This window comes from Pseudomonas sp. G3-39, from assembly GCF_054790485.1.
In genome coordinates this window covers 3,907,818-3,933,835 of sequence record NZ_CP186497.1, presented here as the reverse complement: position 1 = coordinate 3,933,835, position 26,018 = coordinate 3,907,818, and the positions used below count along the sequence as shown (strand labels likewise).

Sequence of the window (26,018 nt, the reverse complement as noted above, 5' to 3'; positions counted from 1 at the left end):
CCTTTCAAGCCACGCGGCAAATGTATCACCACTGCATGTCGCGCGGCACTGGCAACTTATAAGGATTAATGCCATGAGCCGTATCGCTCTGAGTTCTGTTGAGCGGGCGCAGCGGGAAGTTTTGCCGCTCGATCTCGCGCTTTACCATGCCGCTCGGGACTACCCTGGCGGCGCCGCAGCCATCGCCGCCACCACCGGCCGAAATGCGACCACGCTGCAGCACAAGCTTTCCCCAACTCACCCTAGCCACACAGTAAACATCCAAGAGTTCGGCGAGATTCTGGAGCTGACCAAGGATCGCCGCATTCTTGATGCGGTGCATGCGTTGGTCGGTGACACGACTTGGCAGGAGCTGGCTGAGGCGTATACCAATGATATGCCCGAGACGCTGACCACCGGGATTGCCGAGTACTTCCGGCAGGTGGCGGATTTGGCGGATACCTGGGCCAAGAGCATTGGTGACGGGGTTGTTTCCGATGAGGAACTCGCCGCGATTCGCCTGCAGGTGTTCCGTGGGATTCAGGGGCTGTTGGGGTTGTTCAACCGCGCCACTTATGTCAACCAGACGACGCGGGGTGTTGATCGTGGCTGACATCGCGGATTTCGCTAATGACTTGGTGCAAGAGCGTCTCGATCAAGCGCTCGCTGCACGCAACGCCGCTAAACCTGCTTTGGCGGCGCATTCGTTTCTATTCTGTGAAAACTGCGATACCCCAATCCCCGAGGGACGGCGTTTAGCTGTTCCTGGCTGCACGCAATGCGTGAGCTGCCAGGAGGTCGAGGAGATCATGGAGGCCATCCATGCTCGATGAAGTGTTGGGCCAATTCGCGGACTACGGCCTTGAGCCTGCGCAGCCGCTGGTTTTTGGCAAGCTGACCCGGTGTAAGACTTCGCAGGACAAGGGCAAGGAAAAGAATGGCTGGTATGTCGTCCATGAACAGCACACGGAGAAAGGCGAGACGCTGATCTTCGGTGCGTTTGGTGACTGGCGTTCTGGCGAGTCTCAGAAGATCAAGGTCAAGGCTGGACGGATGTCGCCTGAAGAACGCGAAGTTATGCGCGCTCGACAGGAAGAGGCCAAGCGCCGGGCAGCTGAGATCTCGGCCAACGCGGCACGTCGTGCGGCGAAGCGTGCAGCGGGTATGTTCAAACGCATGCCAGAGAAGGGCCGTAGCGACTATCTGGACCGCAAGCAGATCGTTGGCTTCGGCGTTCGATACGCGCCGCGCTCTGGTGCGTTTCTGGTGCCGATGAGCAACGTGCGCGAAGAGATTGTCGGCCTGCAGGTGGTGTTTCCAACCAAGCAAGAGAACACCGGCCGGGACAAATCCTATTGGCCTCACGGCATGTCGAAAGAGGGCGCCTTCCATCTGATCGGGCCGCACCCGGATCCGGGCGAGCCGGTGCTGGTGTGTGAGGGTTACGCGACTGGCGCAAGCCTGCATATGGCTACGTCTCTGACCGTGGCCGTTGCGTTTGATGCGGGCAATTTGCTGGTGGTTTGCAAGGCCATGCGCGAGCGTTTCGCCGGTTGCCCGCTGATCATCTGCCGAGATGATGACTGGAAAACCACGAAGCCGAATGGCGATGCGTGGAACCCCGGTGAAGAGAAGGCAAACAACGCGGCGCTGATTGTCGGCGGCCAGGTGGTCGCGCCGATCTTTTCCAGTGAACGGGAAGCTAAGTGGACCGACTTCAACGATCTGCATGTTGCGGAAGGTTTGGAGGCGGTGCGCCGTCAGGTGTTGGCGGTAGTCAAGCCGCCGGCCGCTGGTGGTTGGAAGGACATGCTCGCCCGTAGCGAAAGCGGTGCGTTGATTGCGCATATGCAGAACGTCGAGTTGATCCTGGCCAACGATGAGCGTTGGGCCGGCGTGATCAGCTACAGCGCATTCAGTTCGAAGATCGTGAAGCTGCGTGCGGCGCCTTATGGCGGCGGCACGGGCGATTGGGCGGACATTGATGATGTGCGGGTGATGAAGTGGCTCGCGCAGCAGTACAACTTGCGGGTCAAGGCCTCGCATGTGATCGAGGCGGTGAGTGTGGTTGCGCATGACCATGCGTTTCATCCAGTGCGGCAGTACTTGCGCAAGCTGCAGTGGGATCAGGTGCCTCGGCTCGAAAGTTGGCTGACTGACGTCATGGGCGTGAAGGCAACAGATTATTCGGCGAAGGTCGGCAAACGCTGGATGTTATCGGCGGTGGCGCGGGTGATGAAACCCGGCTGCAAGGCTGACTCGGTGATGATTCTGGAAGGTGCGCAGGGCGCCGGTAAGTCGACCGCGATGAGCATCCTCGGCGGCGAGTGGTTTATGGACACGCCGTTTGCGCTGGGTGACAAGGACGGCTTTCAGGCGATCCGGGGCAAGTGGATCGTCGAGTTGGGGGAGTTGGACAGCTTCAACAAGGCTGAGAGTACGAAGGCCAAGCAGTTCTTTTCGGCGTCTACTGACACCTATCGCGAAAGCTACGGCCGCAGAACGATGGACGTGCCACGCCAGTGTGTTTTCGTGGGCACAACCAACCAGGACGAGTACCTGAAGGATGCCACCGGCAACCGGCGTTACTGGCCGGTCGCGTGTACCAAGGTGGATCTGGAGTTGTTGCGCTCGATGCGTGATCAGCTGTGGGCCGAGGCGGTGTTCTGTTACGACGCCGGCGATCTTTGGTGGGTGACGCTGGATGAGGCGGCGATGTTCGGCGAGGAGCAGGACGAGCGCTTCGTAGTAGATGAGTGGGAAGGGCCGATTCTGACCTGGCTGGAAGAGTCGCAGATCGGCGAGACCGCCACCGGCAGTGACGTGCTGCTCAGTGCGCTGAAGTTGGACCTCGGGCATTGGGGTAAGCCGGAGCAGATGCGCGTCGGGGCGATCATGCATCGGTTGGGCTGGCGGCGGGTGCGGTTGCCAGCGCTGGCGAAGAGCGGGCAGCGGCCTTGGGCATACAAGAAACCGGCAGGGTGGGGCGGTGCTTCGGCGTTGCAGCGGGTTCAGTTCGAGGAGCCTTGCTTTGATTAAGGAAATCGATTCGTTGCTTCGGTTGTGGGCCCAGGAGCTGCACTCAGAACATTCAAAAGGGGGGCTCGCTGGGGGGAACATGGTTGCCATGATGATGGAGAGTAACGGGCAACTGATTCGGGGGCGACGTGCCTTCCGTGCGCCGATGGAAAGTTCGTTGGACATCGAGCTGATCGTGACCAAGCATCTCGCGCCGGAGCTGGTGACGGTGGTGCGTGAGCATTACTGCACGCTCGATGTGGATATGCGCTTGCGATATGCCCACTGCGGTTGTGGCCGCGACACGTACTACCAGCGTTTGCATGAGGCGCATCTGCAGATCTTCGGCGTAATGATGGGGCTGGCTGCGTGACCCCAGACATTGCTCCGGTTGTGGTTGTCCCACTGGCCCGTCTTGTCTCGCTGCGTTTTGATGCAGTGGGACAGGTGCGGGCCTTGTCGTTGTTTGGCTGTCCCACCGTCCCGCCTGCGAGTGCCTCCCGCCCATGTGAGCGTAGCGGGCGAGCAGTACGCGCTTACGCGCGAACGCGTGTTCTTTAAATTTCTTCCTTTACACGAGAAAGAAGAAAGATAAGTAGGACAGTGGGGCGAAGCCCCGAATTTAGGTGCTCTCAGGTGTCCTACTTCGATTCTGACAAGTGGGACGTATGGGACACCGCCCCAACAACAGAACGCCGTGGGGGTGTATTCGCCGACATTCGCTAGGCGTTCCCCCGGTGTTACCCACTTATTCACCGGGTGGCATTAAAACAGGGTTGCTGCCACCGGAATCGACCTGTAAAAAGTAGTCATCTTCGATAGGTGCGACCGCAGAGAGCGGCAGGCACCACACCACTAAACCCGGCCATTGCGCCGGGTTTTTGCGTTCATGGGGTAGGCGATGACAAACGAGCAACAAGCACTGGCAGAGATGCCGATCTGGTTAGTGGTTGTCCTGGCGCTGGTCGGCGGGGTGTCGGGTGAGATGTGGCGGGCGGACAAGGATGGGGCGCGGGGCTGGGCATTGTTGCGCCGGCTTGCGCTTCGGTCGGGTGCCTGCATTGTCTGCGGGGTGTCGGCGATGATGTTGATGATCGCTGCCGGCATGTCGCTCTGGACGGCGGGCGCCTTGGGTTGTTTGACGGCGATGGCCGGTGCGGATGTTGCCATCGGGTTGTACGAACGCTGGGCTGCGAAGCGGCTTGGTGTGTGCGATGTCCCGCCGAATGGCGGCGGGCCAGCCTGAAACCGCCGGGGACCCTAGGGTTATTCGGAGGGTACGGGGTCGGAAACCCGCGGGAAACTGTTAGCCGCAGGCTCCCCAGCTTACTGAAATTTCAATCATTGAAATCTTGAAAGGATTCATTGAAATACGTTGAAAAAGGAGGGCTCATGACAGAACCAACCTACCTGTCGAAGAGCGCCTTCGCGGCCCGGCTCGGCAGGTCGCCGAGTTACATCACCTGGCTTAAAGACAACAACCGGTTGGTACTTTCGCCGAATGGTAAACAGGTTGATGTTCAAGCCACCGAAGCGCTGATTCGCGACACCGCTGACCCGAGCAAGGCCGCTGTTGCCGAGCGACACCAACAGGATCGGATTCAGCGTGACGTTTACAGCCAACTGTCGACTCAGACCGAACCGACTCCCACGGCTGCGCCGCCGCAGGTGCTTACCGGCGACGGCAAGCTCCCCGATTTCCAGAAGGCCCGTGCCCTGCGTGAGCACAACATGGCCAAGCTGGCGGAGATCGAACTGGGCAAAGCCCAAGGCTCACTGGTCTCCAAAGAAGCGGTCGAAACCGGCGCCTACAACGCTGGCCGATTGCTGCGCGATCAACTGTTCGGTCCGCTGCCGCAACTGTCCCATGACTTGGCGGCCATGACCGACCCTTGGCTGATCGAAAAACACCTGACCGCCACTTTTCGTCGAACGCTGGAGGAAGCCGAGCGGCTCTCTTCAGCAGATCTTGAGCACGCCATGACATCGGACTGAACCTATGCACACGGAATTTCCTGACGGTGCAGAGGTGTACCGTGAGGCTTATTTCCGTGGACTGCGCCCAGACCCCGATCTCTGGATCGACGAATGGGCAGACGAGTACATGCGAATTCCGCGTGACACCGGTGCCCCTGAGCCCGGCCAGTACCGCACCTCACGGACACCTTATGCCCGCGAGCCAATGCGCTGCCTGTCGCCGGCTCACCCTTGCAGACGCGTGGTCACCATGGTGGCCTCGCAGTTGATGAAAACCCAGATCGCCCTGAACTGGATGGGTGGCCTGATCCACATGGCGCCGTCAAACATCCTGGCGCTGCTCCCCAGCCTTGGTCTGTCCAAGCGGGTATCCGGACGGATCAGCAAGACCATCAAGGCCACTCCCGTTCTGCGCGAGCGGGTCGCGGCCACCCGCTCGCGGGACGCACGCAACACGATGGACACCAAGGAATTCGAGGGTGGCTCGCTGTACGTCACCACCGCCGGTTCTGCGGCCAACCTTTCGGAGCTGTCGGCGCGTTATATCTACGGCGACGAAGTCGACCGCTGGGAGAATGACGTCGGCCAGGAGGGTGATCCCATCAAGCTGGCTGAGACGCGGGCGACCAACTTCGGTCGCAACGCCAAGATCTACTTCTCCAGCTCGCCGACTATCAAAGGCGCCTCGCGGATCGCCGACCTGTTCGAGTCCAGCGACCAGCGATACTACTACGTGCCATGCCCTACCTGCGGTCATATGCAGGTGCTGGAATGGGAGCGGCTGCACTACAGCAAGGACCTCAGCACTGTGCATTACGAGTGCGCAGCACCTGAATGCGACGTTCTGATTGAGGAACACCACAAGAGCGACATGCTCGCCCGAGGCGAGTGGCGCGCTCACGCTGGTGGCGACGGCAAAACTGTTGGCTTTCATCTGAACGCACTGTATTCGCCGACCGGCTGGATGGATTGGGCCGGCCTTGCAGAGGAGTTTGAAGACGCCAAAAAGGCGCAGGCTCAAGGTGACACGAGCCTGATGCAAGTGTTCTACAACACCCGTCTGGCCAAGGTCTGGGACAGCGCGCTCGAACAGACTAAGGCTGAAGTGCTGATCGCTCGGGCGCGGCTGGAGACCTACACCCTCGGCGCGATGCCGGCCGGTGTGCTGATGCTTACCGGCGCCGTCGACGTCCAGGCCAACCGCCTAGAACTGATGGTGATGGGCTTCGGCGTGGGCATGGAGCGCTGGGTGGTCGATCACCAGATCATCTGGGGTGATCCGGCAGATGAGCGCACCTGGGCTGTACTGGACGAGAAACTCAAGGCCCGTTACCGGCATCCCTGTGGTGTCGGTCTGGCGATTCTCGCCGTCGGCGTCGACTCCGGCGGTCACCACACCGATGAGGTTTACCAGTTCTGCCGCGTTCGCCGCTGGCGCAACATCTTCGCCATCAAGGGCGCGAGCAAGCCGGGCCGACCGGTGATTGCACAGCGCCCGTCCATGGTCGACGTGACATGGAAGGGGCAGACCGAACGCAACGGCGCCGAGCTGTGGTTCGTCGGCACCGACACCGCCAAAGACTGGATCTACAACCGCTATCCATTCCCGGATGGTCCGGGATCGCTGCACTTTGCCAATGACCTGCCGGACGAGTTTTTCGCCCAATGCGTCGCCGAACGCAAAGTCGTCCGCTACGTGCGCGGACACAAGCGTATCGAATGGGTGAAAGGCAAGGCTGAGCGCAACGAAGCGCTCGACCTGATGGTGTACTGCCTCGCTATGGCGCATTACCTCGGCATCAACCGCTACCAGGAACACGATTGGGACAGGGTGCGACAAGCCCTGGCTCAGTCCGGCTTGTTCGATGACGCCTTGAGCATCAAGCCTGTTCAGGGCGAGCGACTTGATGTTGAGCAAACACAGGCGCCCTCAGCTGTACGCCAAGCCCAGCCCGCACCACCACCCGTTGCACCGGTTACGCAAGCGCGACCGGCAGCACCCCCTCAACGCCGTAGTTCCACCAGCGGTTACCTGAAGAGACGCTGATATGTCCTTTACTCCAAAACACCTCGACGCCATCGAGCGCGCCATTGCGCGTGGCGAAAAGACCGTGCGCTACAGCGACCGAACGGTGGAATACCGTGACGTTGATGAGCTGCTCCGCGCACGGGAAGAAATCCGCAGTTCGCTCTCCAGCGCTGCCGGCCCGCGCTCGCGGGTTGTGCGGATCAGTCATGGAGGCAAGGGAATCTGATGGCTCGACAATTCCCGGCGCTTTCACGTAGCGGATTCTTGCTGCCATCGAACATCAAGGCCAGCTACGAAGGCGCCGGGGAGGGTCGCCGATCTGCTAGCTGGGACGCCACCGACGATGGTATCAACAGCATCAACACCCCGGCGCTACGCAACCTGCGTGCCCGCTCACGGGCGGCGGTGCGCAATGACCCGTATGCGGCCAATGCCATCAACAAACGCGTCAGCAACCTGATCGGCACCGGCATCACGCCGCGTCCAAAGGTAAAAGACGAAGAGCTGCGCAACCTGCTGCAGGAATTATGGGATGACTGGGCCGACGAGTCGGATGCCGACGGTCTCTGCGACTTTTACGGCCAGCAGGCGCTGGTGGCTCGCACCGTGGAAACGGCAGGTGAATGTTTTGTGCGCTTGCGTCCGCGCAGTCTGGACGATGGTCTGGTGGTGCCGCTGCAGCTGCAGACCCTGGCACCAGAGTTCGTGCCGCACGACAAGTTCGAGATGACCAAGACCGGCAACATCATCCGTGCCGGGATCGAGTTCAACCCGGCCGGCAAGCGCGTGGCCTACTGGATGTACCGCTCGCACCCGCGTGATGCGTCGTCGCTCAACAGCGGCTACAACCAACTGGTGCGCGTGCCGGCCAGCCAGGTGCTGCACATCTTCGAACCGCTGGAACCGGGGCAGTTGCGCGGCGTGCCGCGTATGTCGCCGGTTCTCAAGCGCCTGCGCAGCCTCGATAACTACGACGATGCGGTGCTGTTCCGGCAGGAGGTTTCCAACCTGTTCGCCGGCTTCATCAAGCGCCCGTCGCCGGACATGGGGCAGGTGCCACGCGACCCCGTCACCGGTCAACTGATCACCGCTGACCGCGACGGCTTCACACCTATGGTTGCACTCGAACCCGGCACCATGCAGGAGCTGGGCGCGGGTGAGGAGGTCGAGTTCTCCAAACCACCGGATGCCGGCAACAACTACCCGGACTTCATGCGGCAGCAACTGATGGCAGCGGCAGCGGGTACCGACACGCCCTACGAGATCCTCACGGGCGACATGAAAGGCATCAACGACCGTGCGCTGCGCGTCGTACTCAACGAGTTCCGGCGCCGCCTCGAACAGCTGCAATTCAACGTCTACATCCACCAGCTTTGCCGGCCGGTCCGCGCTGCTTGGCTCGACATGGCGGTATTGAGCGGCGTGATCGAGTTGCCGGAATACGCCAAGCGTCGTCGCGAATTTCTGCGCACGCGCTGGGTGCCTCAAGGCTGGGCCTACATCCAGCCGGTGCAGGACGTGCAGGCGCGAATGCTTGAGGTCAATGCCGGGTTCGGTTCGCGCAGTGAGATGTGTCTGCGAACCGGTTATGACTCCGAAACGGTGGACGCGGAAAACGCCGCCGACGCTCAACGTGCTCGCGACTTAAACCTCAATTACCGAACGCTCGTCGAGATTGATAGTGAACACGACGACCAGGAGAAACCATGAAACCGCCGTTCCCTCTACGAATCTTCAACAAACTGGACGGGCAACTACCCGTGCAAGACAAACACTGGTACAGCCTCCGGGCCAGCGGTGAAGCCGAACAGCGCACTATCGAAGTGTACGTTTACGGCGAGATCGGCACCTGGGGTATTACGGCCAATCAGTTCGTGCGTGACCTGGCCGCGTTGGATGACGGTAAGTCACCGATTGTGGTGGCGTTCAACAGCATCGGCGGCGACCTGTTCGACGGTCTGGCCATTCATAACGCCCTGTCGCGCCTGGGTGAGCGCTGCACCGGCCGCGTCGATGCCTTGGCTGCCAGTGCCGCGAGCGTTGCAGTGTGCGGCGCTCATCGGGTGGTAGTCGCGGAAAACGCCGCACTGATGATCCATAACCCGTGGACCTACGCCTCAGGTGATGCCGAGGACATGCGCAAGGTAGCGACCGCATTGGATCAGGCGCTGGAGCTCATCATCACAGCCTACAAGGCCAAGGCGCCGGATATCGACGAGTTGGAGTTACGGCGCCTGGTCAATGCAGAAACCTGGCTGACGGCTCGCGAAGCGGTGGCCCTCGGATTGGCCGATGAAGTCGGCGACGGTGTGCAAATCAAGGCGTGTCTGGGGCAGGGCACAGTCATGCAGAAATACCAGCGCACACCCCAGGCGCTGCTGGATCTGCTCAACGAACCCACGAAACCGACCGAGCCGGTGGTCGACCAGCCTGAGCTATCGGCGCCTGGTGCGGATGCGGCGGCGCTGGCTCTGCTGATCACCCAGTCATGCACCCAGGCCGGTATCAGCAACTTGATCGAACCGCTGATTGCAGCGACCAAGCTGGTTGACGAATCGACTGTGCAGGCTGCGATCACCCAGGCCAAGTCGATCCGCGATCTGTGCGTTGCCGCCCGGCTGCCAGAGTTTGCGGTGGAGTTTGTGCAGGCCGGACTGGATACCAGCGCCGTGCGTGCGCGACTCTTCGACAAAGTCGTCGGGAAAGGCGGGGGCTTCGAGATCGACAACAGCCTCCCGCAGAACGAAGACCCGACTCCCAAAATTCAAGCCAAGCAACCCGATCCGCCGTCGATTTGGGCGGCACGTCAGGCCGCTCAATCTCAAGCCTTTAAAGGAGTAAGACCATGACTATCAAACGCGAACCGATGCATGCAGGTGAGTTCCTGCTTTCCGAGGGCGCCGGGACCATCTCGCGAGAAGCAATCAACGTCGCTGCCGGTCACGCACTGGAGCCTGGTCAGATCCTCGGCCTGGTGACCGCGACCAGTGAGTTTGCCCCGTACAACCCGACCGCCGAAGACGGCACGGAAAACGCCATCGCCATTCTCTACGGCCCGCTCGGTGAGTCGGATGTCGTTCGTCGCGGCCGCGCCGTGGTGCGGTTGGCCGAAGTCAGCGAAGCACACCTGACCGGCTTGGATCTGGCCGCTGAGAAAGCACTCGCCACTCATTTCGTAATCGTCCGCTAAGTCGATCCTACTTTTATATGACTCCCGCCGCGTGCGGGATTTTTCGTTTCTGGAGAGTACCCATGGCCGATATCGCCATTTTTGACGACGAAGCTTTCAGCGTCGACTCGCTGACCGCTGCACTCAATGATCAACCTTACCTGCCGGGACGCATCAGCGCGCTGGGCCTTTTTCGCGAAGAAGGCATTACCACCCTGACCGTGCAGATCGAGAAGGACGGCGACACCCTGGCACTGGTGCCGGCCGGTGAGCGTGGTACGTCCGGCCTGGTAGTCGCGGCCAGCAAGCGCAACCTTATCCCATTCAACACCGTGCACCTGCCGGAACGCTTCACCATCAAAGCCGATGAGATTCAGGGCATCCGCGCCTTTGGTACTCGCACTGAGTTGCAGGCGGTGCAAGACGTGGTCAATGCGCGGCTGGCCAAGGCGCGCCGCCAGTTGGATGCCACTCATGAATTTCAGCGCATGGGCGCGCTCAACGGCATGATCCTGGACGCTGATGGTTCGACGGTCTTGCTGAATCTTTACGAGCGGTTCGGCGTGGAGCGTCAAAAGCTGTCCATGGGACTTAAGGATCCTAAGACTGAGCTGCGTATTAAATGTGTCGAGGCGTTAGATATGCAGGAAGACGCACTCGGCGCTGTAACCAGCACAGGCTCGCGTGCTTTTTGCGGTAAGCATTTCTGGAACGAACTCATCGTCCATCCCTCGGTAAAAGAGACCTACCTCAACAGTCAGCAGGCGGCGGCTCTGCGCGGTGATGCTCGCGAAAGCTTCGAGTTCGGCGGCATCATCTGGGAGCGCTACCGTGGCAAGGTGGCCGGCGTTTCGTTCGTGCATGACGACAAGGCACTTCTGATCCCTGAAGGCGTGCCGGATCTGTACATCTCGGTGTTTGCGCCGGCTGACTACATGGAAACGGTCAACACCCAGGGCATTCCGTACTACAGCAAGATCGAACCGATGCAATTCGGCAAAGGCATGGCCGGTGAAGCCCAGTCCAACCCGCTGCACCTGTGCACACGACCACGTGCGCAGGTCCTGCTGGAACTCTGACCGTGGGCTTTCGCGATCTGATCGCCGACGTCGACGCGGTGGTGTTCGAAACGCTGGGCGACACTGCGCGGATCGAAGGTCGCGAAGAGCCAGTGTTCGGCATGTTTGCCGCGCCCTGGCTGCAACCCAAGTTCGGCAAGCTCAACACCGGTTTGCGCGAGCCGCGCTTCGAGATCCGTGTCAGCGATTCGCAAGGTCTGGAGCAGGGCATGCTGGTCAGCGTCGAGTTGCCTGCCTTGGATGGTGGCGGTGACTACGACCTGATCCAGCTCGAGCCGAGCGGCGACGGTCTGGTCGCCCTGATTCTGAGGTTGCGGCCATGAGTGTCGGCAGCTATTTCAAACCCTCGGCCGGGGGCGGGATGATCTCTATCCAGTCCTCGGCCGCAGATTTTCAGGCGTTCCAGGACTTTGCCAAGGTGGTGCCTAAAGCGGCTGCTGCGGCGCATCGGCGCGCGATCAACAAGACGTTGGGAAGGTTGCGCACGCACATCGCCCGAGCCGTCAGCCGGTCAGAGCGCATTGCCGTAGCAGCGGTGCGTCAGCGGTTGCGCAGCTATCCAGTTTCCGGCGGTGCCGCGAGCGGCAAACTGTGGTTCGGGTTGAACAGCATCGAATCCAGCCGGATCGGCCGGGCGCGGCAGACCGGGAGCGGTGTGTCGGTGGCGGGGCGGCGTTACGAAGGTGCCTTTCTCAAGAAGGTCTACGGCAACAAGCCGGACATCTGGATCCGCACAGCCAGCAAGCATTTCAACGGGGACGACTACCCGGACAGCACGGTGTCCCCCGGTCGCGGGCCAAGTTCGGGGTGGGTCGCCGAAAACGGTAGTCGTTTCCCGCTGGCCAAAGCCAAGGTGTCGCTGGAGCAAGCCCGGCCGCACTTCGACAGCTGGGTCAAAAAGGCAGATGAGATCCTGTTGGCGATTCTCAAGCAGGAACTCAACTTTGAGCTGCAGAAATACCTTAAGAGGATCGGCAATGTCTGAAGAACCGTTCAGCCTGGACCAGCTTTATCGGGCGGTAGAACAGCATCTGCGTACCCACTTGCCTGGCGTACAGGCCGTCACAGCCTGGCCAGACATTAAGGATCGCGTGTCGCTGCCAGCGGTGTTTCTGGAGGTGGCCGAGATCGAGCCGGGTACCGATATCGGCACCGGCGAAACCTCGCTGGTGTGCAAGTTCGAGGCTCGGATCATTGTTGACCCGATCAAGGCGCACCATCATCAACAGGCCGTGCAATTGGCGACGCAGTTGGCGGTGCTGCTGCGTTCGCAGACGTGGGGGTTGGCAGTTGAACCCGCCGAGTTTGTGCAATCGCTGCAGGACTGGACCCAGCCGCACCTGGATGGATACACGGTGTGGCTGGTGGAGTGGACTCAGCAGGTTTATCTCGGCCTTGAGGAATGGCCGTGGCCGGACGAACCGCCGGGATCGTTGGTGTTTGAAGTCGATCCGGGTGACGGGCAATTCAGGCCGGAGGATCTGCCGTGAGTTACGCAAGCGCGCAGCATGACCGCATGATCGCGGGTGCGGTAAAGGCTTGCTACGTGGTCGCGGTGGATCTGTCCGCTTCGCCGCCGGTATGTCGCGTGTCGGATGGCAGTGAATGGGTCAGTGCTTGGGTGCGGTGGCACAGCATTGCAGCGGGCAAGGCAAGACACTGGCGGGCACCGTCTATGGGCGAGCAGGGCAGTTTGATCAGTCCCAGCGGTGACGTGTCACAAGGCACGTTTGTCCCAGGCTTGTATGGCAATGCCGGACCGCCGCCAGATAATCGCGACCATGTCGAGGTCTGGCGTTTTGATGATGGCGGCTCTCTGATCTACGACTGGCAGGCCAAGAGCTACAGCATCACTCTGCCGAGCGGCACAGTCACCATCAAGGTGGCCAGCACGGAAGCGGTTGTAACCGATAGCGCCGTGACCGTGACCACCGGCAACATCAATTTGAAAGCGGCGGTGATGATCGACGGCGCGCTGCACGTTACCAAGGGCATCACCAGCGCCGGCGCAATCATTGATGCCACCGGCAACAGCAATCACCACACGCATTAATTTCAACTCACCACAGCCCGCCCAGTGCGGGCTTTTTCATGCCTGGAGAACCACATGGCCAAGATCGATACGAACTCAACCGATGCGCAAGCGTCCTCGGAACCGGCATTGTCATCCTCAACTTACTCATCGCCTGAGTCCTTGAAATTTCGCGACAAGCTCTACACGTCGCGACTGGTGATCGTGCCCGGTACCGACCGTTCCTATCCGGTGGAGAAGGCGACGGTCGTGGTGCCGGTCTCCGACATCGAAGCGGTCAAGTTCCTGAAAGCCAGCGAAGAATACGAGCCGTTCAAGGAGTGACATCGATGATCGGAATGGATCGCCAGACCGGCCTACCCATATCCGGCATTGAGCACCTGCGGCAATCCATTGCCGACATCTTGAGCACGCCGCTGGGCAGTCGCCGGCACCGCATGGAGTACGGCAGCAAGCTGCGCCGGTTTGTCGATTTGCCCGTTAACGAGGGCTGGAAAAGCGCCGTACAGGCTGAGGTCGCCCGCGCTTTGGGGCGCTGGGAGCCGCGTTTGAAGTTGGATCAGGTGCGCGTCATTTCCGTCATTGGTGGGCAAATCAATCTGCAAATCGTCGGGACGTACCTGGGCGACGGCGTCACGTTGGAGGTGGCTGTATGAGTACCGTTGATCTGTCGTCGCTGCCGGCGCCGACCGTGCTGGAGCCTCTGGACTTCGAAGAGGTTTATCAGGACGGTTTAGGCATCTTTCGCGGGTACATGGATGGCAACTGGACGGCCGCGCTGGAAAGCGATCCAGTGGTCAAAGTGCTTGAGGTCGGGGCTTACAACAAGGTCGGCAACCGCGCCCGGGTCAATGACGCCGGCAAGGCGCTATTGCTGGCGCACGCCATTCGCGGCGACCTCGATCACTTGGGGGCCAACGTCAATCTGCAGCGCCTGGTCATTCAGGCCGAGGATCTGCTGGCGGTGCCGCCGGTGCCCAAGGTCATGGAAGAAGACGACCCGTTTCGCGAGCGCATCCAGTTGGCCTATGAGGGACTGACTACGGCCGGCCCGCGCAACAGCTACATCCTGCATGCGCGTAACGCTTCTGGGCTGGTTGCAGACGCTACGGCCGAAAGCCCGGCGCCTTGCTACGTTACGGTAACGGTGCTGGGGTTTGATGGGGAGGGTGAAGCGCCGCCGGAGTTGCTGGCCACTGTAGCCGCTGCGCTGAATGACGATGACGTGCGCCCGGTTGGTGATCGGGTGACTGTGCAGAGCGCGCAGGTGATCCGCTACGAGATTGATGCCATCTTGCACATGGCCGGCGCCGGCCCGGAAGCGGATGCCAGTTTGGCCGAAGCGAAAAGCCGATTGGTCAGTTGGATCAATCCACGCAAGCGGCTGGGCGTCGAGGTCGCACGCTCTGCTGTTGACGCTCAGTTGCACGTTGCCGGCGTTGCCCGGGTTGAGTTGGTCGGGTGGCAGGACTTGGCCCCGACCAAGGCGCAAGCGGCGTTCTGTACGCGCTACAACGTGAGGCTGGCGGGATGATATGAAAAGTCTACTGCCGCTCAACAGCACGCAACTGGAACGGGCCATGGAGGCCGCGTTTTTCGAAAAGACGATTGTCCCACTGCGCGACCTCTACAACCCCGACACCTGTCCGGTGCATCTGCTGCCGCATCTGGCCTGGGCATGGTCGGTCGATCGCTGGGATTACCGGTGGTCTGAGGCGACCAAGCGCGCGGCCATCAAGGCGTCTTTCTACATCCACAAGCACAAAGGCACCATCGGCGCTCTGCGCCGTGTGGTCGAGCCGCTGGGCTACCTGATTGAGATCGTCGAGTGGTTCCAGGCAGTGCCCGAGGGTGTGCCGGGCACCTTCGCGCTGAAGGTGGGCGTTCTTGATACCGGTATCACCGAGGAAATGTATCAGGAGCTGGAGCGCCTGATCGACGACGCCAAGCCTGTTACGCGGCATTTGATCGGGCTGGATATCACGCTGGAGACTCGTTTGGACGCCTATGTGGGGTTCTCCGTGTACGACGGTGATGAACTCGACGTTTACCCGTGGAGCAATCCAGACATTGACGTGGTGGTTCAGGGTAGCCACGGCATTAGCGAATACACCCTAGACGAAATGGATGTGTACCCCCATGGTTGATAAAAACTCTATTTTTGGTGGCATGCTCACGACACAGGGCGCTGCCAAAAAAACAAACTGCGACGCACTGGGCATCCCTTGGGAACCGCGCTACATGCTGATCGGTGATGCAAATGGCACCGATCCCGTACCCAGCGCCTCGCAGACCAAACTGGTGAATCAGGTTTACCGGGCGCAGCTCAATCAGTTGCGTGTGTCTCCCACCGATTCCAATGTCCTGATTGCCGAGTTGGTGTTGCCACCGGACGTGGGTGGTTGGTGGATTCGCGAACTTGCGCTGGAAGACAAGGACGGCGTTTTCTGCGCGGTTGCAAACGCAGCACCAAGCTACAAGCCGCTACTCGCCCAAGGTTCTGGACGCAACCAGGTGGTGCGGATGCACATCATCACCAGCGGCACCTCGAACATTCAGTTGAAGATCGACCCGTCGGTGGTGTTGGCCACTCGCGGGTATGTGGACGATTTGATCAACGGACTGCTGCCGGCGAACAAGGCTGCCGGGACGTATACAAAGGTCACGGTGAATGATCGCGGCGTGTTCATGTCCGGGTCCAATCCAACAACCTTGGCCGGGTTTGGCATCAAGGACACTTATACCAAAACCGAAATCGAGTCGATGATCGCGCAGGCTTCGGCCTTGCCGGTCGGCGCTACGGTCGCTTTTCCGTTGGACAAGGTCGCGCCGGGCTTTTTGGAGCTGGACGGTAGTGTCAAAAGCATTGCGGTCTATCCCGATCTAGCGGCGTTCCTCGGTACGGCCTTCAACAAGGGCGCCGAGGGGGCAGGTAATTTCCGTCTGCCAGAATCGCGCGGCGAGTTCCTGCGCGGTTGGGATCATGGCCGAGGCATCGACGCGGGTCGCGCGATTGGTAGCGCTCAGCTCGGCACACTTACGGTATACGACAGTACCTTCACGGGTGCATCGGTCGACATTGTACGAGGCACTATAGAGGGTGTTCAGGCTGACGTTTACAGCGTGGCGGATTATCCGGGTGTTGGGATCACTTTCACGTCAACGAATGTGAACTATAGCCAAAACCTCGCTGGCGGCGGTGTAGCCCGTCCTCGCAACGTTGCGGTGATGTGGTGCATCAAAGCATGGAACGCGCCCATCAATCAGGGAAATATCGACATTGCCGCGCTCGCGGCTTTGGCGACACAGGCCACGGAAATCAAACTGGGTACGGCCAAAATCGCCACGCAGGCGCAGTTTGATGCCGGTACCGATGACACGACGATCGTCACGCCGAAGAAGCTCAGGCAGGGTTTTATGGCGAATCTTTCGCCAAACGGATACCAGAAGCTCCCGTCAGGGTTAATCGAGCAATGGGGCACTGTCTCTGTTCAAGACAATACTGAGCAGACCGTTCTTCTTTCGACCGCGTTCCCGAACGCGATTCTGGGGGCTTTGGCGTCGGTCCCTAATGCGGGGTCTGCGGGGCCAGGGGAGTTCTCTACTGCCGGGGTGAGAAAGAACGGCAGTAGCCTCAACAGCATTTTGGTGAACTCGAACTCGGGGCCGACCGTTTCTGTAATGCCTGTCGTTTTCTGGCGCGTGTGGGGGTATTGATCGTGATCTTCTTTAGTGCGTCGCAGCTTGGCTTTTATGACAGCGCCATCAGTGAGGTAATTCCAGATGATGGCGTTGAGGTTTCCTATGAACACCGTCGCGCAATTCTGGATGGTCAATCTGCCGGGATGGTCGTCGCTGCTGACGAATTCGGCGGCCCCATCCTGATCGATCGATCGCCGCCTAGCCCTGAGGTGCAGGCCGCTGTAGAGCGCGCTTGGCGTGATGCGCAACTGGCGCTGACAGATCCGCTGGTTTCCCGGCACCGGGACGAGGTCGAGGAGGGCGGGTCGACCTCGATCACGGCCGAGCAATACACCGAGCTGCAAGGCTACCGCCGCCTGTTGCGCGACTGGCCGCAAGGGGATCAATTCCCGCTCGCCGGACACCGGCCGCCGGCGCCGACCTGGCTGTCAGCACAAGCCACTTAACCCCCTCGCTGACGGGGCGATTTTCATTCCGTTACGCGTAACACCAACAACCTCACAGCCTCGCTTATGCGGGGCTTTTTCGTTTCTGGAGACTGACCCTTATGAGTTTTTTCCACGGCGTCACGACCACGTCGGTCGACACTGGCGCGCGCATCATCTCGTTGCCGTCGTCGTCAATTATCGGGCTGTGCGACACCTTCACCCCGGGTGCCCTCGGCGGTGGTACGGCCAAGGCGGGCGAGCTGAAGTTGATCACCACCGAGCGCGAAGCCATTGCCGCCTTCGGCGCTGACTCGGCGATCACCAAGGCCTGTAAGGCAATCTACGTCAAAGCCAAGGCGGTGATCGTCGCCATCGGCGTGCCCAAGCTTGAAGACGCCGCGCTGCAAACCTCGGCGATCATCGGCGGCGAACTGGTCTCGGGTCAGCGCACGGGATTGCAGGCGCTGCTCGACGGTAAAAGCCTGTTCAACGCGCAGCCGCGGTTGTTGATCGCGCCAGGTCACACCGCGACTCAGGCGGTGGCCACGGCGCTCGATAGCTTGGCGCAGAAACTGCGCGCCATCGGCATCATCGACGGTCCTGGCACCACTGACGAGGCCGCCATGGCCTACGCCGATAACTTCGGCAGTCGCAACCTGTTCATGGTCGATCCGGGCGTCAAGTATTGGGACACCATCACCAGCAAAACCGTGGATGCGCCAGGCTCAGCTTGGGCGGCGGGCCTGTTCGCCTGGACGGATGCTGAATACGGCTTCTGGGCTTCGCCATCGAACAAGGAATTGACCGGCATCACCGGTACCGGTCGCGCGGTTGAGTACCTGGACGGCGATGAAACCTGCCGGGCCAACCTGCTCAACAACGCCAATATCACCACGATCATTCGCGACGACGGTTACCGCCTGTGGGGTAACCGCACGCTGTCGAGCGATCCGAAGTGGGCGTTCGTTACCCGCGTTCGCACGCTGTTCATTCTCATGGACGCGGTGCAGGCGGGGCACAAGTGGGCGGTCGACCGCTCGATCACCAAGACCTACGTGACCGATGTCACCAACGGCCTGGATGCGTTCATGCGCGACCTGAAAGCCCAGGGCGCGATCATCAACTTTGAAGTATTCCCCGACACCGAACTCAACACGGCCAGCCAGATCGCCCAGGGCAAGGTGTATTGGCGTATCCGTTTCACCGACGTGCCGCCGGCAGAAAACCCGAATTTCCTTTTCGAAGTCACCGATCAATGGATGACCGAAGTGCTTGAAGCAGCCTAAGGGGGCGTAACCAATGATTCCTCAGACTTTGTACAACACCAACCTGTTCGTCGACGGCGTGAACTTCTCCGGCGACGTGCCGAGCATGACGCTGCCCAAGGTGACCACCAAGACCGACGAATACCGTGGCGGCGGCATGGCCGGCCCCATCGATATGGATCAGGGGCTTGAGAAAATGGAAGCCTCGTTTGTCACCAAGGGCGTGCGCCGCGAGTCGCTGAAGTACTTCGGTCTGGCTGACGGCACGGCGTTCAACGCCACGTTCCGAGGTGCCTTCAAGGGCCAAAAGGGCGCGGTGACAGCGGTCGTTGCCACCTTGCGCGGCCGGCTCAAAGAGGTCGATCTCGGTGACTGGAAAGCCGGTGATGCTGCCGAGATCAAACACGCCGTTGCGGTCACGTACTACAAGCTCGAAATCGACGGGCGCCTGATGTACGAGATCGACATGGTCGCCGGCATTCAGGTGATCGACGGCAAGGACCAACTGCTCGAAGTGCGTCAGGCACTTGGCCTGTAAGGAATAGATCCAGATGACTCAAGCAACCGCTAAAAACCTGCCGGCCTGGCTGTCGCTCAGCGCGCTCGGCGCTGTTGTAACGCTGACCCGGCCAAGCCAGGCCAATAGCATCGACGTCGAGACTTTGAACCTGCGTAACCCGACCGTGCGTGAAGTGCGCGCGGCTGATCGTGCTGCCAACGGCGATGATGAACAGCGCGAGCTGATGCTGTTCGCAGGTCTCGCCGAAGTCGGACTGAAGGATCTGGAAGGCCTCAAGCTGACGGATTATCGCCGCGTGCAAACGGCTTATTCGCACCTGGTACCGAAAACCGATTATTCGGACTCGATGCCGGCGTGGTTGTCGCTGACCACCGACCAGGTGCTGGTGACACTGTCGTGCCCGAGTGAAATCAATGGCGTGACTGTCGACAAGCTGGCGTTGCGTTCGCCGACCGTGGGCGACGTGCGAGCCGCCAACCGTGAGGTGGGTGGTGATGATGAGCAGCGCGAGCTGGTGTTGTTTGCTGCATTGTCCGGTGCGCGTGTGGCGGATCTGGAGGGGCTGAAGCTGGTGGATTTTAACCGCTTGCAGGCCGGCTATTTTCGCATGGACAACGACGACGGGCTTTAACCCCAGCGTTATCAAGTCGGCGGCGAAACGTCTGGCGGCGGAAACCGGATTTTCCGCCGCCGAGATCCAGTCGATGCCGTTCGCGGATATGGTGTGGTGGCTCACGGATTGAGCCGCCACCGGTAGTGTTGGGCACATGAGGGCCATGACATGGCAAACAAACTCGCCCTCGGGCTGGTGATCGGCGGTGCCGTCAGTTCCACGGTCGGCGCCGCGTTCAAGGACGTGACCGGGCGCATCAAGCGCCTTGAGGCAGAAGGCAACAAAGCGCGCGTGCTGCAGCGCACGATCGGCGACACCATTCGCCTGCGCGAAGAATGGAAAAAGGCTCACGACACCGGCGCTGCCGGCGCGTCCAAATTACTCAACCGTTTGAACTCGAACCTCGACAGCTTGAAAAAGCAGGGGATCGAGGTCGGCCGGCTGGAAAAAGCCTATCGCTCGATGGGGCAGACGGTTAACAAAGCCGAGCTGAAAGCCAAGGGGCATCAGCAGATTGATTCTGGCGTAAAGGGCATGAAGGGCGCTGTCGGTGCGGCGGTGGTCGGTGTCGGTGCCATGGCGGTACCGGCCAAGGTCAGCGCTGATTTTGGCGCCATTGTGCGAGACATCGCGATCAAGGCTGGCATTGCCAACAAGCCGCAAGAACAGGAGATGTCGCGCAAGATCATCGACACTTCACGCGACACCGGCATGGCGCGCAACGATGTGGCCGACGTGGTCAATCAGTTGGTCGGTGCCGGTATGGACCTGAGCAAGGCGCTGGAGTACGCGCCTGTTGCGGCCAAGTTTGTCGTGGGGCAGGGATCCAGCGGCGTCGACACGGCCAAGATGATCAACGCCCTGGGGCAGAACGCCAAGATCACCGACCCCAAGCAGATGCAGCAGGCGCTGGAGGCGATCGCCTACCAAGGGCAGGCGGGCAGCTTTGAAGCGGCCGACATGGCCAAGTGGTTTCCGGAGCTGTTGGCGAACATGGCCAGCAACGGCATCACCGGCTTGGATGCGGTGACGCAACTGGGCGCCATGTTGCAGGTGCAGATGAAGCAGGCCGGCAGTTCGGATGAAGCGGCCAACAACCTGAAAAACTGGATGGGCAAAATCGGTTCGACCGATACGGTCAAGGCCTACGAAAAAGCCGGGATCGATTACAAGGGATCGATGCAGACCGGTTTGCAAAACGGTATGTCGACGCTTGAGACCAGCATGTCGCTGGCTCAGAAATACATTCAGGCGACCGATCCGAAGCGTGCGGCGGCCATGGCCGAAGCGACATCAAAAATCAGCAAGGAAGCGAATCCCGAAAAGGCCAAGGCCATGATGGCCTCGCTGGAAGAATCCCTGCGCACCGGCGACCTGTTCGCCGACATGCAGGTCAAGGCCGCACTGTCGGCCTACATGCAGAACAAGGCGCTGTACAGCCAGCTCAAAAACGATTCGCGTGACGCGACCGGGATCCTCGACAAAAACCTCGCCGAGCGGCGCGAGTCGTCATCGCAGAAATGGGCGGAAATGGCCCAGTCGATGGATGACGCCATGCGCAGCATCGGCGATGCGCTGCGCCCGGTGACGGACACCGTGGCCGAGTCGTTGACCAAGGTTACTAAAGGCATTACGTCGCTGACGGATAGCGCGCCCGGGGTGGTTGCCGGTATCGCCACGGTCGGGGCGGGGCTGATCGCCTTAAAAGGTATCTTCAGCACGATCAAGATCAGCAAGGGGCTGCTAAACCTTGCGCGTGGGTCGCGCGGTGGCAGGAATGGGAGCGAAGCCCCAAATAAAAACCCCGGAGAACTTGATCTGGTAGCGACTGGCCTGGATGTTGTTTCGCGGGTGAAGGATGCGGCAACAGGCGGTGGCCTTGGTACTGAAAGTGGTGCAGGTAACGACGGCGTCAAGAAGGTTTTCGTCGTCAATGCCGTCGCTATGGGGGGCGGTGTGGATACGTCGGGCGAATCGCGCCGACGTGGACGTGGGTCAAGGCGCAGCGCTCGGCGCCGGTCGTTGCCGAGTTCGAGAGGTCCTCGCCCGTCTGTGCCTCGTCCATCTGTTCCGGTTTCACGTCCCCCTGTTTCGATCCCATCGCCATCAGTCCCTTCCGTTCCAAGTGGAGCATTGTCCAAGCTCGGCGTCGTCGCAGGAACCGTCGGTAAGGTCGGCAAGGCGGCCAAGGTCATTCCTGGCGGCACGCTGCTGGAGTCCGGCGCGATGGCTTTTGAAACCTTTCAAAACGCCAAGACCAAGGACGAAAAAGCCGAAGGTTACGGTTCGGCCGCTGGCAACCTGGCCGGCACCATGGCCGGTGCAGCAGCAGGCGCCGCCATCGGTTCGGTTGTGCCTATTATCGGCACCGCGATCGGCGGCATGATCGGTGCTTACCTGGGCAGTCAGGGCGGTACGGCGCTTGGCGGGTCGTTGGGTAAGTCGCTGTTCGGCGGTGAGGATGAAAAGCCCGAGCAAACGGCAAAGGCGCCGGTGCCGACCACGCCGCTCATGATGGCATCAGCGGCGCAGCAAGGGCCGGCGTTGGGGGATGTCGCGCGCTCGATGGCAGTGACGGCGCCGCTCAAGTCGGCGGCGCTCGCCATTCAACCCAAGGAGCCAGAAAAACCGGTGCCGGCCAAGGTGGACCAGCAGTTTCAGTACTCGCTGAACATGCCGGTCACGGTGCAGGGCGATGTCAAAGACCCGCAGCGCTTGGCTCAAGAAATGATGCCGCACATGCAGCGAATGATGGCGGACGCGGCGAAGAGTAACGCCGCCAAGCTGTACGACGAACCCCATGTGTAAGGAGGTCTCATGGCTTACATGGAGCAAATGCAATCGAGCCTGAAGTATTTGGTCGAGGCAGCGGAAACCGGGCGGCGCAGTGCAGACGGCATGCTGACCCCGGTCAACGGTGCGATTCGCGAACTGACCGGCGCCGCGTCCGAGCTGGAAAACATCCCGTTTGTTGGTCCGGCCATCGGCGCCAAACTTCAGCGTGTGATGCGCGGCGTCGACGCGGCTCAGGCCAAGGTCGGTCAGGTGGTTGCAGTGTACGGCCGCGCCACCCGGGCGGCGGCCGAAGTACAGGAGCGGCTGGGCACATTGAAGGAACAGGCGGGCAAGGCGGCCACGGCGATCAACAACGTCGCCGGGAAGGTCAGTCCGTCGCTGGCCAACATCGTGCCCACCAGTTCCTTTGCCGGTGAGGCCACGCCGGCGCCGGAGGCGGTGAAGCCGTTCCCGCATCTGATGATCATTCAGCCGCGCGATCCGAAAATTGAGCCCTATTACTTCAACCTGGACACGGCGGCCTTTGATGAACTGAGCCGTTCGACCGAGTTCCGCTGGGCTTCGCAGGAGCGGTTGACGCGCCGGCCGGCGAAGCAGGCCATCGGTATGGGTGATGAAAAGCTGACGCTCAAAGGCACGATCTACCCGGGCTTCAAGGGTGGATTGAAGCAGCTCGATACCCTGCGTTCCATTGGTGCCAGGCTTCAACCGCTGACCCTGACCACGGGGTATGGCGAAGTGATCGGAACGTGGTGCCTGAAAAACATCAACGAAGAACAGTCCGCGCTGCTGCACGGCGGGATTGCTCGAAAACAGGGGTTCACTTTGGAGTTTGAGCGCTATGGCGACGACATGCAGGACGTCTGATGGCGACATGCTCGATGTCATTTGCAACAACGTTTACGGCCATCTGAATGGCAGCGTCGAGGCCGTACTCGATGCCAATCAGGGGCTAGCCGATGAGCCTCAACCGTTCCGATTGGGCGTGATCATCGTCCTGCCGGATCTGCCGAGCCCGACCAGTGAGGGCGTCAGCTTGTGGAATTGACCCTGGGCGATGCCGTCGCCGGCGCAGCGCCGCATCACGCATAAAGACACGTTGTTTTCTGACCCGCCTTGTGCGGGCTTTTTATTGGAAAAAAACCATGACTCCGATGTTTCGCATTGTCGCCGATGGGGCCGACGTCACGGCCAAGATCAACGATCGGCTGTTGTTGCTGCGAACCTCTGACAAGCCGGGCATGGAGTCCGACGAGTTTGAGCTGCGTATCGACGACCGTGATGGGCAAGTGCAATTGCCACGGCGTGGCAGCTCAATCGAGATCTACCTGGGCTATGCCGAAACGTCCTTGGCGCGTATGGGCAGTTATACCGTCGACACGGTCGAGGTGTCAGGGCCGCCGGATACCATCGTGATCAAGGGCAAGGCCAGCGACATGCGTGGCAGTGGCAAGACTATCCGTAGCGGAAGCTGGGAAGACGTGCCGCTGTCGAAGATCGTGGCTGACGTCGCGGCGCGTAATGGCTGGCAGCCGGTGTGCCCGGTGTCGACCAAGGTCGCCCGCGTCGACCAGCTCACCGAGTCCGATTTCAACTTCATCACCCGGCTGGCCAAGCAATACGACTGCACAGCCAAGGTCGCCGACGGCAAGCTGTTGGTGATGCCGCGTCAAGGTGGCCAGACAGCCAGCGGCAAGACGTTTGGCGCCATCACTCTGACCCGCCGCGACCTCAGCCGATGGCAATTCAGTCTCGGCGATCGCAATTCGCACAAGGCGGTGGCCACCAAGCATCAGGACAAAAAGAACGGCAAGCTCGCGGTGGTTACCATCGACAACGATGACGCTCCGGACGGCCTGCCGGCAGTGCATACCGACCGCCATATCTACCCGGACAAAGGCGCTGCTGAAGCGGCGGCCAAGGCCCGATTGTCAGCGTTCAACCGCTCGACAGCCGATGTGCGGCTTGAGATGCCCGGCCGCACAGACATCTTCGCCGAGCGTCCGATCATCGCTCAGGGTTTCAAGGTCGGGCTTGATGGCGAGTACCTGGCGGATTCGGTCGAGCAGGTGTTCACCCAGTCCGGCTGGTCGACCACGGTCGAATGCAACGCCGGCAAAGCCGGTAAATCCAAGGGCAAGAAAAAGAAAGGGCCGAAACCACCCCTCAAGGTGGTGAACATCGAGAAACAGTAACCGCATCCCATCGCCGCCTGAGTGCGGTTTTTTTATGTCTGGAGTTTGTATGTCCATCACTGAACAACAGCTGCAAAGCATCATGCCCAACGCCCGCCGCCAAGCGGGCGTTTTTGTATCCGCCCTCAACGCAGCCATGGCCCATCGACAGATCAACACGCCGAAACGCCAAGCCGCGTTCCTGGCGCAAGTCGGCCATGAGTCGGGCCAGCTGCAATACGTCCGGGAACTGGGCGGCGATCAGTACCTGAGCAAGTACGACACCGGTAACCTGGCTGCGAAACTGGGCAACACGCCGGCAGCGGATGGTGATGGCCAGCGCTATCGCGGTCGCGGCCTGATCCAGGTCACTGGCCACGACAATTACTTGCGCTGCAGCTTGGCGCTGTTCGGTGACGAGCGATTGCTGCGCACGCCTGAACTGCTGGAACTGCCGCAGTGGGCCGCTGAATCGGCCGCGTGGTTCTGGTCCGTGAATGGACTGAACGCGCTGGCCGATCAAAATGAATTCAACACGATCACCCGCAGGATCAACGGCGGCCTCAATGGCCTGCAGGATCGGCTGGAGTTGTGGGGGCGGGCGAGGGCGGTGCTATGCGTCTCGGCGAACTGATCCCGGACCCGTATTGGCTGCTGGCAAAAGGCGTGCTGCTGGTCGTCTTGGTCTGTGGTTTCGCTGCCATTACTTGGCAAGTACAGGATTGGCGCTACGGCAAACAGCTCGCAGAGCAGGCCCGACGCCACACCGAAACCATTAACGAGTTGGCCCTGGCCACGGTTGCGCAGCAGCGTGCCCAACAGGACAAACGCCTTGCGCTCGAGCAGCGCCTGGCTACCAGCGAACAAACCCATTACCGAGCCTTGAGTGATGCCCAACGTGATCAAGGTCGCCTGCGCGACCGCCTTGCCACTGCTGATCTGCGCCTGTCAGTCCTACTCGACGCTACCACCGCCACCGGCAACGGATCGGTGTCAGCCACCACCGCCACCGGCGGCATGGTTCATGGCCCCACAAGAGCCGAACTTGACCCAGCGCATGCTCAACGAATTATCGGCGTCACCGATGACGGCGACCGGGGGCTAATTGCCCTCGCGGCCTGTCAGGCATACGCCAAAGAAGTCTCAACACCAAAGTAAAAAAGAGCGGCCGGTCTGGATGCGTCAACATCCGGATCGACCGCCGTCCCTGCAGATGGTCCCTGCAAGTCCAGCCAAG

At 60.7% G+C, this 26,018-nt stretch carries 31 protein-coding genes; all 31 read left to right on the top strand.

Annotated features, from left to right (window positions below):
* Positions 1 to 73: 73 nt before the first annotated feature.
* Positions 74 to 592 (top strand): phage regulatory CII family protein, encoded by a 519-nt coding sequence (locus tag ACOYXG_RS17535; protein WP_083366735.1) that lies wholly within the window; start codon positions 74 to 76, stop codon positions 590 to 592.
* Positions 585 to 812 (top strand): TraR/DksA family transcriptional regulator, encoded by a 228-nt coding sequence (locus tag ACOYXG_RS17530; RefSeq protein WP_460353062.1) that lies wholly within the window; start codon positions 585 to 587, stop codon positions 810 to 812. Before ACOYXG_RS17535 ends, ACOYXG_RS17530 begins: the two co-directional genes overlap by 8 nt.
* A complete protein-coding gene (locus tag ACOYXG_RS17525; RefSeq protein WP_460353059.1) occupies positions 802 to 3,018 on the top strand; it encodes a VapE domain-containing protein in 2,217 nt (738 codons plus the stop codon). Before ACOYXG_RS17530 ends, ACOYXG_RS17525 begins: the two co-directional genes overlap by 11 nt.
* Positions 3,011 to 3,370 (top strand): PA0613 family protein, encoded by a 360-nt coding sequence (locus tag ACOYXG_RS17520; protein WP_460353056.1) that lies wholly within the window; start codon positions 3,011 to 3,013, stop codon positions 3,368 to 3,370. The genes ACOYXG_RS17525 and ACOYXG_RS17520 overlap by 8 nt, the downstream gene beginning before the upstream one ends.
* Before the next feature lie 528 nt (positions 3,371 to 3,898).
* A complete protein-coding gene (locus tag ACOYXG_RS17515; RefSeq protein ID WP_095180796.1) occupies positions 3,899 to 4,243 on the top strand; it encodes a phage holin family protein in 345 nt (114 codons plus the stop codon).
* 146 nt (positions 4,244 to 4,389) lie between these two features.
* A complete protein-coding gene (locus ACOYXG_RS17510; RefSeq protein ID WP_460353053.1) occupies positions 4,390 to 4,992 on the top strand; it encodes a terminase small subunit in 603 nt (200 codons plus the stop codon).
* Positions 4,993 to 4,996: 4 nt separating this feature from the next.
* Positions 4,997 to 7,021 (top strand): phage terminase large subunit family protein, encoded by a 2,025-nt coding sequence (locus tag ACOYXG_RS17505; RefSeq protein ID WP_460353051.1) that lies wholly within the window; start codon positions 4,997 to 4,999, stop codon positions 7,019 to 7,021.
* Between the two features lies 1 nt (position 7,022).
* Positions 7,023 to 7,229 (top strand): phage head-tail joining protein, encoded by a 207-nt coding sequence (locus ACOYXG_RS17500; RefSeq protein ID WP_460353048.1) that lies wholly within the window; start codon positions 7,023 to 7,025, stop codon positions 7,227 to 7,229.
* A complete protein-coding gene (locus ACOYXG_RS17495; protein ID WP_460353045.1) occupies positions 7,229 to 8,713 on the top strand; it encodes a phage portal protein in 1,485 nt (494 codons plus the stop codon). The genes ACOYXG_RS17500 and ACOYXG_RS17495 overlap by 1 nt, the downstream gene beginning before the upstream one ends.
* The gene (locus tag ACOYXG_RS17490; RefSeq protein WP_460353043.1) at positions 8,710 to 9,852 is read left to right on the top strand and encodes a head maturation protease, ClpP-related; all 1,143 of its coding nucleotides are present in this window, start codon (positions 8,710 to 8,712) and stop codon (positions 9,850 to 9,852) included. Before ACOYXG_RS17495 ends, ACOYXG_RS17490 begins: the two co-directional genes overlap by 4 nt.
* Positions 9,849 to 10,193, top strand: coding sequence for a head decoration protein (locus tag ACOYXG_RS17485; protein ID WP_447786394.1), 345 nt, complete (start codon positions 9,849 to 9,851; stop codon positions 10,191 to 10,193). Before ACOYXG_RS17490 ends, ACOYXG_RS17485 begins: the two co-directional genes overlap by 4 nt.
* 62 nt (positions 10,194 to 10,255) lie before the next feature.
* Positions 10,256 to 11,251, top strand: coding sequence for a major capsid protein (locus ACOYXG_RS17480; protein ID WP_460353041.1), 996 nt, complete (start codon positions 10,256 to 10,258; stop codon positions 11,249 to 11,251).
* A gap of 2 nt (positions 11,252 to 11,253) precedes the next feature.
* A complete protein-coding gene (locus ACOYXG_RS17475) occupies positions 11,254 to 11,574 on the top strand; it encodes a head-tail joining protein (RefSeq protein WP_460353039.1) in 321 nt (106 codons plus the stop codon).
* The gene (locus ACOYXG_RS17470; RefSeq protein WP_460353037.1) at positions 11,571 to 12,236 is read left to right on the top strand and encodes a hypothetical protein; all 666 of its coding nucleotides are present in this window, start codon (positions 11,571 to 11,573) and stop codon (positions 12,234 to 12,236) included. Before ACOYXG_RS17475 ends, ACOYXG_RS17470 begins: the two co-directional genes overlap by 4 nt.
* Positions 12,229 to 12,741: a hypothetical protein gene (locus ACOYXG_RS17465; protein ID WP_460353035.1), complete on the top strand. Its 513-nt coding sequence runs from the start codon at positions 12,229 to 12,231 to the stop codon at positions 12,739 to 12,741. Before ACOYXG_RS17470 ends, ACOYXG_RS17465 begins: the two co-directional genes overlap by 8 nt.
* Entirely contained in the window at positions 12,738 to 13,304 is a 567-nt protein-coding gene (locus ACOYXG_RS17460; protein WP_460353033.1) for a phage baseplate assembly protein V, read from the top strand. The genes ACOYXG_RS17465 and ACOYXG_RS17460 overlap by 4 nt, the downstream gene beginning before the upstream one ends.
* 54 nt (positions 13,305 to 13,358) lie before the next feature.
* Positions 13,359 to 13,607, top strand: coding sequence for a hypothetical protein (locus ACOYXG_RS17455; protein ID WP_460353031.1), 249 nt, complete (start codon positions 13,359 to 13,361; stop codon positions 13,605 to 13,607).
* 5 nt (positions 13,608 to 13,612) lie between these two features.
* The gene (locus tag ACOYXG_RS17450) at positions 13,613 to 13,939 is read left to right on the top strand and encodes a GPW/gp25 family protein (protein WP_460353029.1); all 327 of its coding nucleotides are present in this window, start codon (positions 13,613 to 13,615) and stop codon (positions 13,937 to 13,939) included.
* Positions 13,936 to 14,817: a baseplate assembly protein gene (locus tag ACOYXG_RS17445; protein ID WP_460353027.1), complete on the top strand. Its 882-nt coding sequence runs from the start codon at positions 13,936 to 13,938 to the stop codon at positions 14,815 to 14,817. The genes ACOYXG_RS17450 and ACOYXG_RS17445 overlap by 4 nt, the downstream gene beginning before the upstream one ends.
* A gap of 1 nt (position 14,818) precedes the next feature.
* Complete coding sequence (locus tag ACOYXG_RS17440) at positions 14,819 to 15,430, top strand: phage tail protein I (protein WP_460353025.1); 612 nt, start codon at positions 14,819 to 14,821, stop codon at positions 15,428 to 15,430.
* Positions 15,423 to 17,000, top strand: coding sequence for a phage tail protein (locus tag ACOYXG_RS17435; RefSeq protein WP_460353023.1), 1,578 nt, complete (start codon positions 15,423 to 15,425; stop codon positions 16,998 to 17,000). The genes ACOYXG_RS17440 and ACOYXG_RS17435 overlap by 8 nt, the downstream gene beginning before the upstream one ends.
* Before the next feature lie 2 nt (positions 17,001 to 17,002).
* Positions 17,003 to 17,431: a tail fiber assembly protein gene (locus ACOYXG_RS17430; RefSeq protein WP_460358496.1), complete on the top strand. Its 429-nt coding sequence runs from the start codon at positions 17,003 to 17,005 to the stop codon at positions 17,429 to 17,431.
* Positions 17,432 to 17,532: 101 nt separating this feature from the next.
* Positions 17,533 to 18,699, top strand: coding sequence for a phage tail sheath subtilisin-like domain-containing protein (locus ACOYXG_RS17425; protein WP_460353021.1), 1,167 nt, complete (start codon positions 17,533 to 17,535; stop codon positions 18,697 to 18,699).
* Between the two features lie 13 nt (positions 18,700 to 18,712).
* Complete coding sequence (locus ACOYXG_RS17420) at positions 18,713 to 19,216, top strand: phage major tail tube protein (RefSeq protein ID WP_460353019.1); 504 nt, start codon at positions 18,713 to 18,715, stop codon at positions 19,214 to 19,216.
* Positions 19,217 to 19,229: 13 nt separating this feature from the next.
* Positions 19,230 to 19,829: a phage tail assembly protein gene (locus ACOYXG_RS17415; RefSeq protein WP_150751238.1), complete on the top strand. Its 600-nt coding sequence runs from the start codon at positions 19,230 to 19,232 to the stop codon at positions 19,827 to 19,829.
* A 150-nt stretch (positions 19,830 to 19,979) separates the two neighbouring features.
* Positions 19,980 to 22,619: a phage tail tape measure protein gene (locus ACOYXG_RS17410; protein ID WP_460353017.1), complete on the top strand. Its 2,640-nt coding sequence runs from the start codon at positions 19,980 to 19,982 to the stop codon at positions 22,617 to 22,619.
* 9 nt (positions 22,620 to 22,628) lie between these two features.
* The gene (locus tag ACOYXG_RS17405) at positions 22,629 to 23,474 is read left to right on the top strand and encodes a phage tail protein (RefSeq protein WP_460353015.1); all 846 of its coding nucleotides are present in this window, start codon (positions 22,629 to 22,631) and stop codon (positions 23,472 to 23,474) included.
* Positions 23,449 to 23,655 carry a tail protein X gene (locus tag ACOYXG_RS17400; protein WP_460353013.1) on the top strand — a complete coding sequence of 69 codons (207 nt, stop codon included), beginning with the start codon at positions 23,449 to 23,451 and terminating at the stop codon, positions 23,653 to 23,655. The genes ACOYXG_RS17405 and ACOYXG_RS17400 overlap by 26 nt, the downstream gene beginning before the upstream one ends.
* Before the next feature lie 97 nt (positions 23,656 to 23,752).
* Entirely contained in the window at positions 23,753 to 24,802 is a 1,050-nt protein-coding gene (locus tag ACOYXG_RS17395) for a phage late control D family protein (RefSeq protein ID WP_460353011.1), read from the top strand.
* 49 nt (positions 24,803 to 24,851) lie between these two features.
* The gene (locus ACOYXG_RS17390) at positions 24,852 to 25,415 is read left to right on the top strand and encodes a glycoside hydrolase family 19 protein (RefSeq protein WP_123377008.1); all 564 of its coding nucleotides are present in this window, start codon (positions 24,852 to 24,854) and stop codon (positions 25,413 to 25,415) included.
* The gene (locus ACOYXG_RS17385; protein ID WP_460353009.1) at positions 25,397 to 25,939 is read left to right on the top strand and encodes a lysis protein; all 543 of its coding nucleotides are present in this window, start codon (positions 25,397 to 25,399) and stop codon (positions 25,937 to 25,939) included. The genes ACOYXG_RS17390 and ACOYXG_RS17385 overlap by 19 nt, the downstream gene beginning before the upstream one ends.
* The last annotated feature ends 79 nt before the right edge of the window (positions 25,940 to 26,018 follow it).

Coding starts and splice junctions, on each gene's coding strand:
- ACOYXG_RS17535 (WP_083366735.1), top strand. CDS start 74: ATGAGCCGTATCGCTCTGAGTTCTGTTGAGCGGGCGCAGCGGGAAGTT.
- ACOYXG_RS17525 (WP_460353059.1), top strand. CDS start 802: ATGCTCGATGAAGTGTTGGGCCAATTCGCGGACTACGGCCTTGAGCCT.
- ACOYXG_RS17515 (WP_095180796.1), top strand. CDS start 3,899: ATGACAAACGAGCAACAAGCACTGGCAGAGATGCCGATCTGGTTAGTG.
- ACOYXG_RS17510 (WP_460353053.1), top strand. CDS start 4,390: ATGACAGAACCAACCTACCTGTCGAAGAGCGCCTTCGCGGCCCGGCTC.
- ACOYXG_RS17505 (WP_460353051.1), top strand. CDS start 4,997: ATGCACACGGAATTTCCTGACGGTGCAGAGGTGTACCGTGAGGCTTAT.
- ACOYXG_RS17500 (WP_460353048.1), top strand. CDS start 7,023: ATGTCCTTTACTCCAAAACACCTCGACGCCATCGAGCGCGCCATTGCG.
- ACOYXG_RS17495 (WP_460353045.1), top strand. CDS start 7,229: ATGGCTCGACAATTCCCGGCGCTTTCACGTAGCGGATTCTTGCTGCCA.
- ACOYXG_RS17490 (WP_460353043.1), top strand. CDS start 8,710: ATGAAACCGCCGTTCCCTCTACGAATCTTCAACAAACTGGACGGGCAA.
- ACOYXG_RS17485 (WP_447786394.1), top strand. CDS start 9,849: ATGACTATCAAACGCGAACCGATGCATGCAGGTGAGTTCCTGCTTTCC.
- ACOYXG_RS17480 (WP_460353041.1), top strand. CDS start 10,256: ATGGCCGATATCGCCATTTTTGACGACGAAGCTTTCAGCGTCGACTCG.
- ACOYXG_RS17470 (WP_460353037.1), top strand. CDS start 11,571: ATGAGTGTCGGCAGCTATTTCAAACCCTCGGCCGGGGGCGGGATGATC.
- ACOYXG_RS17465 (WP_460353035.1), top strand. CDS start 12,229: ATGTCTGAAGAACCGTTCAGCCTGGACCAGCTTTATCGGGCGGTAGAA.
- ACOYXG_RS17455 (WP_460353031.1), top strand. CDS start 13,359: ATGGCCAAGATCGATACGAACTCAACCGATGCGCAAGCGTCCTCGGAA.
- ACOYXG_RS17450 (WP_460353029.1), top strand. CDS start 13,613: ATGATCGGAATGGATCGCCAGACCGGCCTACCCATATCCGGCATTGAG.
- ACOYXG_RS17445 (WP_460353027.1), top strand. CDS start 13,936: ATGAGTACCGTTGATCTGTCGTCGCTGCCGGCGCCGACCGTGCTGGAG.
- ACOYXG_RS17440 (WP_460353025.1), top strand. CDS start 14,819: ATGAAAAGTCTACTGCCGCTCAACAGCACGCAACTGGAACGGGCCATG.
- ACOYXG_RS17435 (WP_460353023.1), top strand. CDS start 15,423: ATGGTTGATAAAAACTCTATTTTTGGTGGCATGCTCACGACACAGGGC.
- ACOYXG_RS17425 (WP_460353021.1), top strand. CDS start 17,533: ATGAGTTTTTTCCACGGCGTCACGACCACGTCGGTCGACACTGGCGCG.
- ACOYXG_RS17420 (WP_460353019.1), top strand. CDS start 18,713: ATGATTCCTCAGACTTTGTACAACACCAACCTGTTCGTCGACGGCGTG.
- ACOYXG_RS17415 (WP_150751238.1), top strand. CDS start 19,230: ATGACTCAAGCAACCGCTAAAAACCTGCCGGCCTGGCTGTCGCTCAGC.
- ACOYXG_RS17410 (WP_460353017.1), top strand. CDS start 19,980: ATGGCAAACAAACTCGCCCTCGGGCTGGTGATCGGCGGTGCCGTCAGT.
- ACOYXG_RS17405 (WP_460353015.1), top strand. CDS start 22,629: ATGGCTTACATGGAGCAAATGCAATCGAGCCTGAAGTATTTGGTCGAG.
- ACOYXG_RS17400 (WP_460353013.1), top strand. CDS start 23,449: ATGGCGACGACATGCAGGACGTCTGATGGCGACATGCTCGATGTCATT.
- ACOYXG_RS17395 (WP_460353011.1), top strand. CDS start 23,753: ATGACTCCGATGTTTCGCATTGTCGCCGATGGGGCCGACGTCACGGCC.
- ACOYXG_RS17390 (WP_123377008.1), top strand. CDS start 24,852: ATGTCCATCACTGAACAACAGCTGCAAAGCATCATGCCCAACGCCCGC.
- ACOYXG_RS17385 (WP_460353009.1), top strand. CDS start 25,397: ATGCGTCTCGGCGAACTGATCCCGGACCCGTATTGGCTGCTGGCAAAA.